Origin of the sequence: Nonomuraea coxensis DSM 45129 (assembly GCF_019397265.1) — a bacterium.
In the GTDB taxonomy this organism is placed as follows: domain Bacteria; phylum Actinomycetota; class Actinomycetes; order Streptosporangiales; family Streptosporangiaceae; genus Nonomuraea; species Nonomuraea coxensis.
Genome location: NZ_CP068985.1, coordinates 4,773,522 through 4,790,563, shown reverse-complemented (window position 1 = coordinate 4,790,563; position 17,042 = coordinate 4,773,522). Strand labels below are relative to the sequence as shown.

At 68.7% G+C, this 17,042-nt stretch carries 9 protein-coding genes and 2 pseudogenes; 5 read left to right on the top strand and 6 right to left on the bottom strand.

Features of this window, described 5'->3' with window-relative positions; all coding sequences use genetic code 11:
• Nucleotides 1-163: 163 nt before the first annotated feature.
• The gene (locus Nocox_RS22500; protein ID WP_020540553.1) at nucleotides 164-1,039 is read left to right on the top strand and encodes a universal stress protein; all 876 of its coding nucleotides are present in this window, start codon (nucleotides 164-166) and stop codon (nucleotides 1,037-1,039) included.
• Here Nocox_RS22500 and Nocox_RS22495 read toward each other — a convergent pair.
• Nucleotides 1,034-1,201, bottom strand: a pseudogene (locus Nocox_RS22495) (Tn3 family transposase); the annotation flags it as partial. The gene Nocox_RS22500 and the pseudogene Nocox_RS22495 sit on opposite strands and share 6 nt — an antisense overlap.
• Nucleotides 1,202-1,362: 161 nt before the next feature.
• On the opposite strand from Nocox_RS22495, the gene Nocox_RS22490 reads away from it, so the two are divergent.
• Nucleotides 1,363-1,854, top strand: coding sequence for a hypothetical protein (locus Nocox_RS22490; RefSeq protein WP_020540555.1), 492 nt, complete (start codon nucleotides 1,363-1,365; stop codon nucleotides 1,852-1,854).
• On the opposite strand, the gene abc-f is transcribed toward Nocox_RS22490, so the two are convergent.
• The 4 genes from abc-f to Nocox_RS22470 form a co-directional block, all read right to left on the bottom strand.
• Nucleotides 1,778-3,463: a ribosomal protection-like ABC-F family protein gene (gene abc-f / locus Nocox_RS22485; protein ID WP_020540556.1), complete on the bottom strand. Its 1,686-nt coding sequence runs from the start codon at nucleotides 3,461-3,463 to the stop codon at nucleotides 1,778-1,780. The genes Nocox_RS22490 and abc-f overlap by 77 nt on opposite strands.
• A gap of 47 nt (nucleotides 3,464-3,510) precedes the next feature.
• Nucleotides 3,511-4,371 (bottom strand): SDR family oxidoreductase, encoded by an 861-nt coding sequence (locus Nocox_RS22480; RefSeq protein ID WP_020540557.1) that lies wholly within the window; start codon nucleotides 4,369-4,371, stop codon nucleotides 3,511-3,513.
• A 141-nt stretch (nucleotides 4,372-4,512) separates the two neighbouring features.
• Nucleotides 4,513-5,250 carry a VOC family protein gene (locus Nocox_RS22475; RefSeq protein ID WP_020540558.1) on the bottom strand — a complete coding sequence of 246 codons (738 nt, stop codon included), beginning with the start codon at nucleotides 5,248-5,250 and terminating at the stop codon, nucleotides 4,513-4,515.
• Nucleotides 5,251-5,260: 10 nt separating this feature from the next.
• Entirely contained in the window at nucleotides 5,261-6,895 is a 1,635-nt protein-coding gene (locus tag Nocox_RS22470) for a tyrosine-type recombinase/integrase (RefSeq protein ID WP_211212493.1), read from the bottom strand.
• Nucleotides 6,896-7,230: 335 nt separating this feature from the next.
• On the opposite strand from Nocox_RS22470, the gene Nocox_RS22465 reads away from it, so the two are divergent.
• Nucleotides 7,231-13,482: a DNRLRE domain-containing protein gene (locus Nocox_RS22465; RefSeq protein ID WP_219495494.1), complete on the top strand. Its 6,252-nt coding sequence runs from the start codon at nucleotides 7,231-7,233 to the stop codon at nucleotides 13,480-13,482.
• A 130-nt stretch (nucleotides 13,483-13,612) separates the two neighbouring features.
• Entirely contained in the window at nucleotides 13,613-14,425 is an 813-nt protein-coding gene (locus Nocox_RS22460) for a hypothetical protein (protein WP_157383327.1), read from the top strand.
• A gap of 63 nt (nucleotides 14,426-14,488) precedes the next feature.
• On the opposite strand, the pseudogene Nocox_RS44195 reads toward Nocox_RS22460, so the two are convergent.
• Nucleotides 14,489-15,403 (bottom strand): annotated as a pseudogene (locus Nocox_RS44195) (IS982 family transposase).
• A 231-nt stretch (nucleotides 15,404-15,634) separates the two neighbouring features.
• On the opposite strand from Nocox_RS44195, the gene Nocox_RS22450 reads away from it, so the two are divergent.
• Entirely contained in the window at nucleotides 15,635-17,002 is a 1,368-nt protein-coding gene (locus Nocox_RS22450) for an IS1380 family transposase (protein WP_020545830.1), read from the top strand.
• The last annotated feature ends 40 nt before the right edge of the window (nucleotides 17,003-17,042 follow it).

Here is a 17,042-nt window from a genome sequence, read left to right as displayed (position 1 = left end):
CCGGCCCGAGAACCGCGAAGGACCAACGGCAGGCACAAGCATGACCAACGCCTCCGTTTGCGGCCGGCCGGCGCAGGCGAGGCTGACGGCGAAGCGAGTGCGGTCGATCCGCTGCGGGCCCGTCCCGGTCCGGCGCTCCCCGATGACGCTGCCAAGGAGGTACATGATGACGATCGACGTGATCGTGGGCTATGACGGATCCCCCGCGTCCGCCGTGGCGATCGACGCCGGTGCGGCGCTGTTCCCGCAAGCCCACGTGTGGATCACCCACCTGTGGACCCCGCCGTTCGCCAGCGAGAGCCTGCGCCGCCGGCTGTGGACAGGCATCGCCGACATCAACTCCTTCATCGAGGCGATCGAACGCGAGGGCGAAGCCGACGCCCGCCGGCTCGCCGAGCGAGGCGCCAGGCTCGCGCGCACCGCCGGATGGAACGCCGAGCCGCTGGTGCGGCGCACCTACGGCGGCGAAGGGCTGTGCTTCGCTCAACTCGCCCAGGACCTGGACGCTGATCTGGTCATCGTCGGCTCTCGGGGCCTCGGCGGCGCCCACGCCGTCCTGGGCAGCGTCTCGGACATGGTCGTGCACTACACGCCCCGCCCCGTCCTGGTCGTGCCGCACCCTCTGCTGACCACCGAGCAGGCGGCGCTGGCCGGCGGACCGGTGCTCATCGGCTGGGACGGCTCACCCGGAGCCGAAGCGGCCCGCGCGGCGGCGACGCGGCTGTTTCCGGGACGGGATCTGATCACCGTATGCGTGGACGGCCCGGAAACCGCATCACCTGCCGACGGCCGGCCACCGGCCCAGGGCGGCACGGTGGAGCGGATGGAGGTCGCCGGCGGGCACGGCCCGCACGGACGCGCCGTGGCCCAGGAACTCGGCGCGTGCGCCCGCAGCCGGAGTGCGGCCGCGCTGGTCGTCGGATCACGAGGACGCTCAGCGGCCCGGGAAATCCTTACCGGCAGCGTCGCGATGGCCACCTTGCACCACGCCCAGCGGCCTGTCATGGTCGTACCCCGGCCTCACGAAGAATCAGTGTGAAGCGATCTGGCCGAGCTGGTCGGCGGTGATCTGCCAGCCCTCGGCGGCCGGCTGCCGCACGATGTCGGAGATGTCGAGGGCGTTGTGGAAGACGACCAGGTTGGCCAGCCGGGGGTTGAACTTGATCGGTTTCTCCTGATCTTCGGGGTCGTTGCCGGCCAGTGGCTCGCCCGGGCCGGCGTCGGCTTCTTCGCCTGCCCGGACAACACCGCCCACATGGCCCTGGAGGTGCCGGGGCCGGACCTCGCCCGATTGGCGCGGCGGCCCTCGGTGATCGCCGCGTAGGCTGGCTCCCTGTTGCCGTGCCGGCAAAGGAGCCGCTGATGATCACTGATCCGACCGTACTCCGGATCGGCCAGGGGGTGGAGCTGCATCACCACCGAGGTCAGCGCGAAGCCGCTCGTGAGCTGTTCGCGCAGGTCTGGGAGGACATCGGCGGCGAGGAGGGCGATCCGCTGCACATCTGCGTCCTGGCCCACGCCATGGCCGACGTGCAGGACGACGTGCACGAGGAGCTCGTGTGGGACCTGCGGGCGCTCGCCGCCGTCGGCCGGATCACGGACGAGCGCCTGGCGGAGGCCGGGGTGGCGCTCTCGGTGGGCGGCCTGTACCCGTCGCTGCACCTCAACCTGAGCGAGTGCTATCGCAAGCTCGGCGATCTCGGACCCGCCCGTGAGCACCTGCGGCAGGCGCGGGCCACGATCGGCGGGCTCGGCGACGACGACTACGGGCGGCTCATCAAGGGCGGGCTGGAGCGGCTGGAAGAGCAGCTGGGCGAGGCCGACGACCGGGCCGCTCCGCCCTGCCCGCCCTGAGCTCCAGGCGGGAGCCGGCGAACCCGGCCCGTATACGCCGGTCGTGGGTGACGATGACGAGCGCGCCCTCGTAGGCGGCCAGAGCGTCCTCCAGGTCGTCCATCAGGTCAGGGGACAGGTGGTTGGTGGGTTCGTCCAGGAGCAGCAGGTCGGCCGGTTCGCTGACCATGCGGGCCAGTTCCAGCCGGCGGCGCAGGCCGGGGGAGAGGGCATCGACCGGCGAGGCGAGCTGGGCGGCGCGGAAGAGCCCCAGCGCGAGCAGCGCGTCGGCGTGTTCGGCCGGATCTCCGGGGCGGCCCGCCGCGAACGCCTCCAGGAGCGTGCCTCCTTCGTACGTCAGGCCGCCGTGCTGACGCAGATGACCGACGCGGGGGACGCCGCGGACCGTGCCGCTGTCGGGGGCGAGCTCGCCGGCGAGAACCCGGAGGAGCGTGGTCTTGCCGGCTCCGTTCGGGCCGGTGACCAGGAGACGCGCTCCTGGCCTCAGGCGCAGTGACTCGAGGTGCAGGCGCTCGCCGACCCGCACGTCCGTCAGCTCCACGAGGAGGTCGCCGGCGCCGGTGGTGGCGAGGGGGGCGCTGAACCGCAAGGGCTGCGGAGGCGGCGGAACAGGGTGCAGGTGGAGCCTGCGCAGCCGTTCCCTGGCGCCGCGGACCCTGCTCATCGCCCCGTGCGCCCGCGATCGGGCGCGGAAGGCGCCCGCGCCGCTGAAGGCGGCCGGCGCCTTGCGCGGGATGGCGGCCAGCCGTCTCGCCTGGGATTCGGCCAGTTCCTCCTGGCGCGTGACCTCGGTGCGCCATTCCTCGTGCTCCCGGGCCCAGCGAGCCCTCGCCGCCGCCTTGGCCGCGAGGAACCCGCGATAGCCGTCGCCGTGACGGCGCACGGTGCGCAGATCGTGGTCCACCTCCACGACGGTGGAGGTGACCCGCTCCAGGAAGAGCCGGTCGTGGGTGACGACGACGAGGGTGCCGCTGAAGGCGCGCAGGTGGTTCTCCAGCCAGGCGACGGCCTGGTCGTCGAGGTCGTTGGTGGGCTCGTCCAGGAGCAGCACCTCGGGCGCGGCGGCCAGGGTCGCGGCGAGCGCGAGCCTGGCCCGCTGCCCGCCCGACAGCAGGTCCAGCGGAAGGTCACGGTCGAGGCCGGGCAGGCCGAGGGCGGCCAGTGCGATCTCGACCCGGGTGTCGGCCCGGTATCCCTCGCGGGCCTCGAACCGCGCGACCAGGGCGGCGTAGTGGGCGAGCTCGGCGGGTGTGGCGTCGCTCAGGCCGAGTTCGGCCCGCCGGATCCGGCGTTCCAGGTCGCGCAGGTCGGCCAGCGCGACGTCGATGGCGTCCCCGGCCAGGGCGGTCGCGGGCAGATCCAGGGTCTGGGCCAGGTAGCCGATGCCGCCGGGCGCCGTGACGGTGACGGAGCCGTTGTCGGGGCGGCGGCGGCCGGAGAGCAGGCGCAGGAGGGTGGACTTGCCGGAGCCGTTGTCACCGATCACGCCGGCCTTCTCGCCGGGCTTGACGGTGAGCGAGACCTCGTTCAGCACCACCTTGTCGTCGTAGCGGGCGGTGACGCCGGACAGGACGAGCTGGGTGCCGGGCGAGGGATGACCGATGCGCATGTGGGCGTCCTCCTGGTGTCGGTGAGGCCGGGGCGTGGCGGGATGCGTCAATCGGCGCTCCCCGGGGCGGGCACGGCGTGCTCGGCGGCACGGCTGACCTGCTCCCAGGCGGCCCAGGTCGCCATCCGGCTCCGGGAGAGGTCGAAGGCCAGGTCGTAGACCATGCTGCCGAGCAGCAGGCGCAGTGGCGGGTCGTCGCTGTCGACCAGCTTCAGCAGCGCCTCGGCGGCCAGGCGCGGCTCGCTGTCGACGGAGTCCTCGGCCCACTGTTTCTCCAGTTCGGCGCGCAGCGGGGCGTACTCCTCCTTGGGCGTGGCCATGGACATGCTGGTGTAGAGGTCGGTCCAGTAGCCGCCGGGCTGGACGATGCTGAGCTTGACGCCGAACGGCGCGGCCTCCATCGCCAGCGCCTCGCTCATGCCCTCCAGCGCGAACTTGCTCGCGCTGTACATGCCGGTGCTGGGGAAGCCGCCCAGCGCGGCGATGCTGGAGATCTGCACGATGTGGCCGGACCGCTGGGCGCGCAGGTGCGGCAGGACGGCCTGGCAGACCCACATCGCGCCGAACAGGTTGACGTCGAGCTGGGCGCGGGCCTCGGCCTCGGTGAACTCCTCGATCATGCCCAAGGACATGCTCCCGGCGTTGTTGACCACGATGTCGAGCCGGCCGAAGTGCTCGGCGGCGGTGTCCACGGCGGCGAACACGGCGGCGCGGTCGGTCACGTCCAGGGGCAGGACGAGCAGCCGGTCCGCGTACCGGTCGTCGAAGTCCTGCCGGGTGATGCCGCGGGAGGCGGCGGCCACCCGGTCGCCGCGCTCCAGCGCGGCGAGGGCGAACGCGCGGCCGAGCCCGCGGCGGGCGCCGGTGATGAACCAGGTGCGGGGTACGGGGGTGTCCGGGGTGCGCATGCGCGGTCTCCGTCCGGTCGTCGGGGCTGGAAGACGAGACGGTCCGTCTCGTTATCGGATACGGCGAACGTACAGCGCATCCTTCGCCAAGTCAAGACGGACCGTCTCGTCTAGCTCGCTTCTGTGGAGCGGGCGGGGGCGTCAGGCCCGGCGCAGGACGCAGAAGTCGTTGCCCTCCGGGTCGGCCAGCACCTTCCACGGCACGTCGCCCTGGCCGACGTCGGCGGGCGTCGCGCCGAGGCTCTCCAGCCGGGCCACCTCCGCCGCCTGGTCGTCGCCCGGGTACGGCAGCACGTCGAGATGGACCCGGGTCCACGCGCTGTCCCCGCCGGGCGTGCGGACGAACTCCAGATAAGGCCCGACGCCCTTCTCCGAGCGCAGCCGCGCGAGATCGTCGTTCACCTCGTGGACGGTCCAGCCGACCGCCTCCTCCCAGAAGCGGGCCATGGCCCGCGGGCCGGCGCAGTTCACGACCACCGCGGCGATCGGCCCCGTGTCCTGGTAGAGCTCACGAGGCTCCAGCACGCAGAACACGTTGCCCTCCGGGTCGGCCAGCACCTCCCACGGCACGTCGCCCTGGCCGACGTCGGCCGGCGTCGCGCCGAGCGCCTTCAGCCGCGCGACCAGTTCCGCCTGATGGGCGGCGGAGGTGGTGGCGAGATCGAGGTGCGCGCGGTACCTCACCGTCTCGGGATCGGGGACGGTGACGACGTCGACACAGACGGCGGTGGGGTCCGGCCAGTCGAAGCCCACGGGTTCGACGTTGGTCACGCCGGGCCCCTCGCTGGAGACGCCCCAGCCGAGGGCCTCCGCCCAGAAGCGGCCGAGCGTCGCGTCGTCCCGGGCCTTGAAGTTCACCTGAACCAGTTGCAGCGCCATGCCGCCAACCCTAGAGCCGAACCCGGGGGGCCCATTGTTGGCAAAGGAGTGCGCCGACCTGACGGGGATCGACCTCGACGGCGCCATCGCCCCGGCCGCGGACCGCGTCGGCCTGCTGCGTTCGATGCTGGAGCCCATCAGGGACATGTACCGCTACTACCCAGGCGAGATCGACCTGGTGGCCGCGCACCTCGAACAGTCCGGGTTCCCGATCGACCGCGACGAGGAACGCTGCCTCGACGCGCTCGACACCCTCGCGGCGGCCGGAGCGTGGAAGCGGATGCAGCGCGCCGTCGACGACGCGCTCGCCGTCCTGCTGGAGGCGACGCCGGGCCTGGAGGTGCCGGACATCACCGTGCTGTTCGAGCTCGGCGACCCGGGTGACGAGCATTTCATGGGGCCCTGCCAGGGAGTGACCGGGTCCGGCGGCATCTCGGGCCAGATCGTGATCACGTTCTGGCCCTTCTCCGAGAACGTCGAGCGAATTGACTTCACCGCCGTTGACCTGGCCGCCTGACGGTGTCGATGCGGCTGGTGGAGTGACCGGCCGACCTGGCCTGGCTCCGTCCGTACACCCCTTGCCCTTGCCCAGGCATACGGTGAGCGTGGTGTCAGGTGGTGCGGCGTGCTCGGGGGTCGCGGGAGGCGACGTGGCTGGCGACGGCGTCGACGCCCGGCCGTGCGTAGCGCTCCAGGGAGCGGACCGAGGCGTGCCGGGAGCGGGGGCCAGCAGGGTGGGGGTGTTGGTGCCGTCCTCGGCCTCGTGGGTCAGCGCGGAATGGCGTAGCTGGTGCAGTGTCCAGCCTCCGCGTAGTTCGAGTTCGGCGGGGTCGGCGACGCCGGGGTGGGCCAGCGGCCGGGTGAGGGTCTCAAACAGTTCCGCGGCGCGCCGATAGGACAGCCGCGCCCGGCCGGTGACCGGGCAGACGTCGAGGGTGGGGGTGTGGGCGGGTGCCCGCCGGTCGGTGAGGAATACCGGGCCGCGGCTGCGGCCCTTGAGCAGCCGGGGCAGCAGCTGGGCGGTGCCGGACTGCCAGTGCACCCAGTCAGTGGCGCCGCCCTTGGAGACGATGCGGGCGCGCTTGTCGGTCAGCAGCAGGTCGCCGATGTCGAGGCCGAGGGTCTCCTCGGCGCGGGCGCACGTCTCATACAGGACCCGCCACAACGTCTTTTCCCGCAGGGGCGCCTTCAGCTCGAACAGCGCGGCGACCTGCCCCCGCGACAGGGCCCGGGTGCGGTCCGGCGGCGCCGGACGGCGTTCGATCCCGGCGATCGGGTTGGTGGCGAGCCATCCACGGGCCCGCCACCAGGCGACGGCGGCCTTCAGCACTGACAGCTCCCGGTTGACGGTGTCGGCGTCGACGAGCCGGGCCCGCACGGCGAAGCTCTCGGCGAGCACACCGGCGGCGGCCGGTCGGTCCAGGGTGCTGAAACCGACGGCGGGCGGGGAGGTGCCGCGGCGGGCCCTGCCCAGAGGCGGCTGCTCGCCGTGCGCGAGCCACGCCCAGGTGATCAGCGAGATCCGGTAGATCCGCTGGGACGAGGCGGCGATCCCGGCGGAACGCAGATAGACCTCGACCGCGTCGGCGTAGATGCCGGGCCGATCATGTCCGAGCGGAATCACGTCGGCGGCGATCAGGCTCACACGTACACCCCCCTCTCTGTCGCAGTAAATGCGTACGCCTCAATCATGATCACCAGCGTGGGTGATCCAGCTCAGGATGGCACGGCGCGGGCGCCTGCCGCAGTAAATCCGGTATTTACTGCGGCGGCCTGCTCGTGTTCATCGAGGGATTTTCGCAACGGAGCCGGTCTTGATCAAGTAGTCGATCTCGATATACGCTCTCTCCGTTTTGCCTGTGTATTTCCTGATAATTACCCGAAAGCGAGGTATGGGTGAGTTTATCTTCACCCCCCGTAGCGCGTCCGTCCACGCCGATGCGCAAGCGCCGGTCCGGGACGCGCTTCACGGTCACCACCGTGGTGACCGCCCTGACGCTGACCACGTCCTTAGCAGCCGAGAACGCCTCGGCCGTAGCTCAGACCTCCCCCACACCGACCGGTGCAGCGACGCCCGCCGTACAGCCGGTATCGGAGCGGCCTGACCGCGTCTCCGCCGCGTTAGCGGCCCGGCTGCAGGGCAGCCGGGTTCTCGTGTCGGGGGAGACGACGGAGACGACGCTCACCTACGCCAATCCCGACGGCACCACCACCCTGGAGGCCTCCAGCGGCCCCGTCAGGGTCAAGCGGGGTGAGAGCTGGGCCCCGATCGACACCTCGCTCGTGGCCGCCGACGGGGTGCTGAAGCCGAAGGCGACGCTGGCCAACGTGACCTTCTCCGCGGGCGGCGGCGGCAAGCCGCTGGCTGTGCTGGAGCGTTCCGACACGCAGTCCTACGTGCTTACCTGGCCCACTCCTCTCCCTGCGCCGAAGGTCGAGGGCAACAAGGCCATCTACAGCGACGCCGCAGGCCCCGGGGCGGACCTGGTTGTGACCGCCCTGCCCACGGGATTCAGCCATGATGTCGTACTGCGTGAGCGCCCAAGCGCACCAGTCGAGTACAAGATCCCGATCCAGACAAAGGGGCTCACCCTCGCCAAGACCAAACAGGGCGGGCTCGAACTCACCGACGCCAAGGGCACGACAGTGGCCGCGGCGCCGGAGCCGGTCATGTACGAGACCTCAACCGCTCCGACAACGGAGCAGCCTGCCCCTCCCGCACCGTCGCGGGGCGAGATTGACGCCCAGGTCGTGACCGATGGCGACCAGCAGCTGCTGGTCCTCAGGCCCGATGCGGAGTTCCTCGCCGACCCGGCTACCAACTATCCGGTGACCGTCGACCCTACAACCACGTTGTCCGTGCTGAGCGACACCACACTCACCTCCCCCACCGCAGGCTCGGTCGGAGACTCGGGGTACGGCAATCCGGGCGGTGAGGAACTGGTCATTGGCCAGGGCGACAGTGCCAGCGGGAGCACCACCAAACGGCACTTCGACAGGTCATTGTTGCGTTTCAACACCTCCTCCTTGGCGGGTAAAGCGATCACCGACGCCAAGCTAGAACTGCACACGGGGGACTACAACTGGGGGTGCGAGTCTGGGTTGAGCATCAAGGCCCAGCGCATCACCAGTTCATGGACGGCTAGCAGTACTGTCTGGTCCAACCAGCCGACGACGACCACCAGCGGCGAGCAGCGCGCCCAGGAACCAGGCCCCTGCACCGATGATTTCGACATCCCCGCGGGAACCTGGACCTGGCAGATCACCGACATCGCCAAGGCCTGGGCACAAGGCTCTCCCGGCTATGGCGTGATGCTGCGTCTCACCGAGGAATGGCCGACCGAGTTCGAGCGCCAGTACACGCGGTCCTTCCACTCCTCGGAAAAGACCGGCGCGGGGGCACAGCCGCCGAAACTGGTCGTCACCTACGGATCGGCACCGTCCCTGGACCAGTTGCGTGCGACGCCCATCGCCTCGGAGGGGGGTGTCATCTACGCATCAACTACCACTCCGGCTCTGCATGCATTTGTCAAGGATCCGGACGGAGGCGTGCTACGCGCCGAATTCGAAGTCGGGCACGACCCTGCCACCACGGGACAAGGCAGTGGCCTGATCTGGTCCGGCGCCGTGGACGGCGTACAAGCCGGAACTTCCGCGAAGATCACAGTCCCATCGGGCAAACTCACCGACGGGTGGAAAGTGCGCTGGCGCGCTCGCGCCTTTGACGGCGCCGAACACTCGGCCTGGTCGGCGTGGCAACTCCTGGCCATCGACGCTAGCCCACCACAGCAGCCGGCCATCCAGTGCCCGGTCCCGGCGAACGGCTGGGTCTCCTACATAAATCCGGACGAGCCTTACACCTGCATCGCTGGCTCCTCATCGGGCGACGTGTCCGGCTACTGGTGGGGACTGGACGATCCGACCACCCCCCACCTGAACACGGGACAGGCCGGGCAGCCGCTGGGACACATCATGATGAACCGTCCGGTCGGCTGGCACACCCTGTATGTAAAGACCCGGGACAAGGCCCACAACACCTCCCAGGCCGCCGCCTACAGCTTCGGCATCGGAGCGGGCGGCTTCCTCAGCCCCAAGGAGGACAGCCGTACCCAGCAGTCGGTGACGCTGGCCACCACCGCACCGCCTGGCCGGACAAGCGTCCGCTACGAGTGGTACGACGTCTGGTGGTATCCGATCCCAGCCAGTGACGTGACCCCGCCCGGCTCCAGCACCCCCATCTCCGGCTGGCCGCAGAGCCGTACCGACACGTCGAAGAACTTCGCCGACCTCATCTGGAACGTGGCCAAGACGGTCCAGGACCAACGAGGTCAGGTCAAAGTCCGGGCCTGCTTCAGCGGAGGCACGGTAGCCGAGGATTGCACAGAACCCATCACGTTCACCCTCGACACCTCCGCCTTCGGCGGCTCCTACGCCACCGCCGACATCGGCCCTGGTACCGTCGCCCTGCAATCCGGCGACTTCTCCCTCACCAGCACGGACGCGAGTCTGTTCGGCATCTCGGTCAACCGCACTCTCACCACCCTCCGACCCACCTCACAATACGAAGCCGGAGTCTTCGGCCCCGGCTGGAAGGACTCCTTCCCCGCCACACCCTCGTGGGTATCCGAATACACCCCCTCCGGCGACGGCGCCTCCGATTCCCTCCAGCTCATCGGCCCCAACGGTGCGTCCTTGACCTACGTCAAGAACGGCAGCAGTTTCGGCGGCGTCGGCGATGCCGCCGACGGCACACGCATCAGTACCAGCGGCGAACAACTCATCGTCACCGACAGCAGCGGGAGCAAGACCACCTACACCAAGGTCCACGATTCCTGGTTGATAGCCCGCACCGAAACCACGGCCGCCGAATCGGCCGTCAACTACTACCGAGACATCAATGGGCGGGTGACCCGTATCCTCGCCCCTGTCCCCACCGGCGTCACTTGCGGGACGACCTTGGTGACCGGCTGTCGAGCGCTTGAAATCTCCTACGCCACCGCCACCACCGCCACAGGGGTCGCCTCCGGCTGGGGCGACTTCAAGGAGCAGGTCAAGACCGTGTCGTTCACCGCGTTCGACCCGGAATCCAACGCGATGAAGACCACCGTGCTCGCCACGTATCTGTATGACTCCACGGGGCATCTGCGGCAGGCCACCGACCCGCGCACGAACTTGGCCACGCTCTACTACTACAACGGTGAGGGCCGACTCTCGCAGATCACTCCGCCTGGGCTGGCCCCATGGCGTATGGAGTACGACACGAAGGGCCGTCTGGCTCATGTGCAACGTGAGGAAGGCGACGTCGATCCTACGCAGGCGGTCGTCTACGACGTGCCGATCACCGGTGCCGGTGCACCGGTGGACCTGAGCGCGCCCCAAACCGCGAAGTGGGGCCAAGCGACTAATCTGCCCGTGACGAGCACCGCGCTGTTCCCGCCCTCGCACCCGCCTGCCAGAGGCAGCGACGGCGCGTACGCGGCCACAACCACCGACTGGGAGTACGCCAGTCTGATCTACACCGACGTCAACGGGCGGCCAGTCAACGATGCCTCGTTTGGCGCTGGTGCATGGCAGGTTAACACCAGCCGCCACGACCACAACGGACGAGTGGTGTGGACGCTGAACGCGGTTAACCGCGCGCACGCGCTCGCCCCGACGGCCGACACCGACCCATATGTGGCCGGCCGGGCTGATTCCGCTGAGCGGGCTCAACTCCTTGCCTATGCCGGCACGTACGACGACGACGGGAATCTTCTCGAAAGCCGGGGTCCGACGCATCCGGTAAAGCTCGCATCGGGTGCCGTGGTGTCGGCTCGGCCGACGAGCAAGAACACCTACGACGAAGGCAAACCGTCAAGCGACATCGTGTACGGGCTCCTCACGCGAACGGTCATGCAGCCGCTCGTCATGGACGGCACCGCCGAGCCAGGTGCGACCGACAAGCGCACGCTGGTGCTCGGATATGATCCTGTCTCTTCCGGAGATCCGTCCGGTTGGACCCTGCGGGCCGCGACGAGCCGCACGGTCGCGATCGACGGCGGCACCGACATCGTCAGTAAGACGCGCTACGACGCCGCCGGCCGGGTCATCGAAGCTCGTATGCCGGAAAGCGGCGGCGCTGATGCCGGGACGATGGTCACGACGTACTACAAGGCGGATGGGTCTGGTCCGGTCGGCTGCCGCAACGCCGCCTGGGCCGGGCTGCCGTGCCAGAACGCGCCCAAAGCGCAGCCGGGCAGCGGAGAGCCGCTGCCAGTGACCCTGGTGGCCCATTACACGTACTGGGGCAAGGACGCGCTCTCCACCGACACGGCGGGCGACGTCGTCCGGACGCTCACCAAGCGGTACGACACGGCGGGACGCCTGCTCGGCGAGCAGGTCTCGGCCACTCCGGCAGCGGAAGCCGGGCGGCCGGTGCCAGAGACGGTTACCACCTATGATCCGGCTACCGGCCTGGTAACCAAGGTCACGGCCGGGAGCGTATCCACGAGCACGAACTACGACACGTTCGGCCGTCTGGCCTCCTATACCGATGCCGACGGCAACACCGCCACCAGGACGTACAACCTCGACGGCCAGGTTGCTACGGCCAGCGACGGCAAGGGCAGCACAACCTACACATACAACGGCACCGACGAGCAGGGACGCAAGGAACGCCGAGGCCTTCCGACCGCAGTCGACACCCCCGGCGTCGGCATCTTCCGCGCCTCCTATGGTGAGAACGGCCAGGTCACCCGGCAGGTCTACCCCAACGGGCTGCTCGCCGAGTACCGCTACGACAGCGTGGGCAACCGCAATCTCCTTGCCTACAGTCGTAACCAGACGTCATGGCTGTCGTTCACGGCCACCGTCGGCCCCTTCAACACTGTCGCGGAGGCCACGAGCCCCCTGAGCCGGCAGGCCTTCGGCTACGACGCGGCGGGCAGGCTCGTCTCGGTGGCGGACACCGTGAGCGGCAGCTGCGCCTCCAGGTTGTACACCTATACCGCCAACTCCAACCGCAGCAGGGTAGATTCCTACGCTCCGGCATCAGATGGCAGTTGCTCCAAGGCGGGCACGCCCAACTCCGTCTCCTACTCCTACGACCAGGCCGACCGGCTGATTGCGCCGGGCTATGTCCACGACGCGCTCGGCCGTGCCACGGCGGTGCCGGCCGCGCACGTGGCGGGCGGCTCGGACCTGACCGTCGGCTACCACGTCAATGACATGGTCGCCTCCCTCACCCAGGCAGGAGTGACGCGCTCGTTCACCCTCGATCCGGAGGGGCGGGTGCGCAGCACCACCCAGAGCGGCGGCGCCAAGCCTGGCACCACGCTCAACCACTATTCCGGGCCTGGTGATAGCCCAGCCTGGATCAGCGAGGCGGACGGCACCTGGACCCGGAACGTCCAAGGGCTGACCGGAGGGCTCGCCGCCATTCAGCACGCCAGCGGCGCGGTGGTCTTCCAGCTCGGCAATCTGCACGGTGACATCGTCGCCACCGTGGATGGCTCGGCTTCGGCATCGGGGGTCACTGCGTACTTCGAGCAGACCGAGTTCGGAGCACAACGGACCGGTAACGGCCACACGCCTGAACGTTACGGGTGGCTTGGATCGGCGCAGCGGGCCAGTGAGGACGTCGGCGGGCTGGTGCTCATGGGCGCACGGCTCTACAACCCGGCAGATGGGCGTTTCCTGCAGACCGATCCGGTCCCAGGCGCGAGCGCCAACGCCTACGACTACTGCAACGCCGACCCAGTCAACTGCCGTGACTTGGATGGCCGGGTCCCCTTCGTCTTACCATTGGTGGCCCTCGGCCTTGAAGCGCTCATCACCGCACTGATCGGCACCGCCGTCGTGCTTGCCGCGACGATCGTCGCATATGAATGCTTCAAGACGAAATGTGTGGCCGAAATGGCCAAGCTCGGTTCGATCACTGTTCCCTTCCCGAACAAGGACTCAGCCACCGCGAAGAGGTATGGGAATACGGCCTATATCGTCTACGAGATTCAAGGAGCTTGGGGGCAGACCTACAAATATGGGATCAGCCGCCAGGCGGGACTCAGGAGGCCCAATAGCCAGCTGACCGCGTGCGACAACTACTACGGTGCCGCCGGCACATGCAGCACAATCGTCCTTCATCGAGTGACGGGATGGTTCGCGGCTCGAACACTTGAGGCATCGCTGATCTGGAATCACGTCCTCATGTATGGCGCCTGCCCTCCGGGTAACAAGCCGCCACGCTGTACCTAAGCAGAACCGGCCGCCCAGGTAGCATCTGACCCTGGAAAGCCAGAAGCCACGGGGCCTCGGAGCGGATTCCCGCGCCGAGGCCCGCGAGCAGTCCCCCGTAAACTCACCCCAAGCAAAGGCAGAAGTAGAGATGGATCCGGGCAGCGGCGACCGCGCTCACACGGAAATGTTGTGGAAGCTCGCCAGGGACAAGCGAATGAAGTCCCGCCTTACCGCGGCGCAGTCCCCTGAGGTCAGCCGGGACATCCTTGAATTTCTGGCTGCCGATGAAGCCCCTGCCGTGCGGCGAACTGTCGCCGCGTGGGACAGCCCACAGGCTACCGACCTGCTCAGAACCCTACGCGGCGACCCCGACCTGAAAACACGCCAAGCCGTCGTTGCCAACCCACACTGCTCGCCTGACATCCTCCGCGAGCTCGTCAACGATCCCCATCCATCCGTCCGCTGGGCGATACCGCCCCACCCTCACGCTGACATCAGCGTGAGAAGGGCGATAATCGCATCCCGAGACAGCACGCTCCGTCGGCTCCTAGCCGAGTCCGCCGAGCTTGAGCCAGAAATCGCCCACGTTCTCATGGACGACGACTCACGTGAGGTCAAGGAGAGCCTAGCGGCCCACACCACCCTTCCCGATGTGCTCACCGCGCTAGCCGCGCACACAGACCCCAAAATCCGCGCCGGCGCGGCGCAGAATCCCAGAACGACGCCCGAGCAACGGCACGCCCTGGCACGTGATCCGGCTGCGCTGGTACGGGCGAATCTCTTGAAGTTCGTGGAACTGGCAGAGGAAGATCTCCGTTTGCTGGCCAACGATCGATCGATCAATGTCAGGTGGTGGCTTGCTACCTGGCCAACCACACCCGTCGGCATTCTGGAGATCCTGGCCCAGGACTCTCATCCGGAAGTAGCGGACCAGGCGGCAGCGGCGTTGGCAAGGCGGTGAAAGCGGAGCAGGAGTCGACTACGCCCTCGGCTAGATGATTGATGCCAAGGGGTCTGGCTACGGTTAGTGGTCGTAGGCGATCAGAGACCGCTTGATCGGCTGGCCGGTCTTGTCGTTGTGCCAGATCACGCTGGTCAGCGCGAGGATGCGGGGTCAGTACGCGGATGATGACGCCGGCGTGGGTGCGGCCGCCGTGGCGTTCCAGGTCCAGCTGGCTCTTGAGGGTCTGGTTGATCGACTCGATGGTCTGGCGCAGTGGCTTGAACAGTGCTGCGCCGGGCCGCTCGGGTTCGCTCTGACGGGCCGGACGCAGCAGCTGCAGCTCACGCTCGGTGAGCTCGGCTTCGAAGACGCGGCCGTAGTAGTGCCGATCAGCGATGATCGTCTGTCCCGGATGAGCGGCCAGGACGTCGGGTGCGGCCTGCAGCATGCCGAGCAGTACCTCGCGCTCATCGGCCTTGGCGCCGCTGAGGGCGTACAGCACCGGCAGTCCGCCCGGCGTGTACAGCAGGTGCAGCCGAAGCCCCAGAAGTACCGGGAGTGGGAGGCGCAGTAGCCGTACTCCGCCCACCCGGCCAGCGCCGAGCGCCGCGCCGTCTCCCGTGAGCGTCCGCATTCGATCGGCGTGGAGTCGGCTACCCAGACGTCGTCACTCCACAGCGAAGTGTCGGCGGCCAGTATCCGGATCATGTGCCTGACCAGGCCGCAGGCGTTGTGCAGCCGCCGGTTGTAGCCCGGCTGGCCAGGCAGATGCGGGAACATCGCGCTCAACTGGGTGCGAGCGTGCCGCAGCCAGCGGCGCTCGGAGGTGAAGCCCAGCAGCGCCGACAGCACCGCCAGGGTCACCAGCTCGGCGTCGCTGAGCGTCGGCGCGATGCCGACCTTCGGCCGCCACGGAGCCAGTTGTGGCTGGGCCTTCAACACATCATCGATCCGCACGTACAGTGCGGTTGCGAGGGTGTCTAACCCTTTCGTCACACATCGAGCTTGGGCACCCTCGCCCTATCTCCGCAGCTACGCCTTGGCATCAACCTCGGCTATTCAACCGGGGCGGTAGCTGTGCTCTAGAACATGAGAAAAGGTGCCCCTGAACTGCAAGGATTCGGGTGTCGAAGCCATATCCGCTGCAGAAGCAGGTGCACCTTTCTGGTGAGTGAGCGTATCGGGTGGGATCGTCGGTTGTCTGTCACAGCCGATGGAAAAGGGCTGGTGGGTCACGCGGGCGCGGTCCTGCTGCACAAGCTCGCTGATCGGGTGGGGCTGACCGCAGCGCTTGGCGGACTGTGGCCGGGCGGGCAAAGCGCGACCTGGCGCGACCGGGCTCATGTCCTGGTCACCCTGGCCGCAGCGATCACGTGCGGCGCCCGGAGCCTGCTGGAGGCCGAACGACTGCAAGCCCACCACGCCGTGTTGTTCGGCGCAGCGCCGTCGGACTCCACCATTCACCGCACACTCGCCGGCCTGGACGAGCCGATGCTCGCCCGCATCGCCAAGATGCGGGCCAGGGTACGCCGGCACGTCTGGCAACTGCTGCACCTGCGCCCGGGCGGCTTCCCCTGGCTCACCGTGGCCGGCAAACGGCTACGCGGCTGGATCGTCATCGACATCGACGCCACCATCATCACCTCCGCCTCCGACAAGATCGGCGCAGCGGTCACGTTCAAGAAAACCTATGGCTTTCACCCGCTGGCCTGCTGGTGCGCCAACACCCAGGAAGCGCTGGCCATACTGCTACGCCCCGGCAACGCCGGCAGCAACACCGTCGCCGACCACCTACGGGTGCTGCGCGACGCGCTGGCCCAGATCCCGAACTCCTGCCAGGCCAAGATCCTGGTACGGGTGGACGGCGCGGGCGCCACCCACGACCTGCTCGCCCACCTGGAGAAACTGAACACCGCCCGCCGCACGGTGCGTTACCTGGTCGGCTGGACCATCACCGACCTCGATGAGCAAGCGATCGCCCGGCTACCCGCCACCGCCTGGACCGACTCTCTCGACCAGAATGGTGACCTTCAACCCGGCTACCACGTCGCCGAACTCACCGGACTCAACCAGCGCACCGGCTGGCCGGACGGCATGCGACTGCTGGTGCGCCGGGTCCGCCCCTCAGCCCGGCACCGCAAGAACCTCACCGCCTTGGAGATGCGGACCGGCTGGAAGTACTCCATCGTCGTCACCAACATCGGCCGCATGTGGGGCATCGCCGGCTCCCACCACCCGCAATGGCTGGACGCCCTGGCCCGCGCCCACGCCGTCGTCGAAGACCGGGTCCGCGCCGGCAAGGCGATGGGCCTGCGTAACCTGCCCAGCAAGAACTGGACCGTCAACGCCGGCTGGGTGCTCGCCGCCAACCTCGGCCAGGACCTGGACTGCTGGCTACGCCTGCTGACCCTGCATGACCAGGACGACCTGGAACATGCCGAACCCAACACCATGCGCTACCGGCTCTACCACCTGCCCGCCCGCCTGGCCGCCCACGCCCGCCGCCGCCACCTGCGCATCGAACGCACCTGGCCCTGGGCCCAAACCTTCGCCCTGGCCTGGCAGCGCCTCATCGACCTACCCGCTCTCACCTGAGAGCCGGACCCCACCGCAACGATCAAGGAAGGAGCCCCCG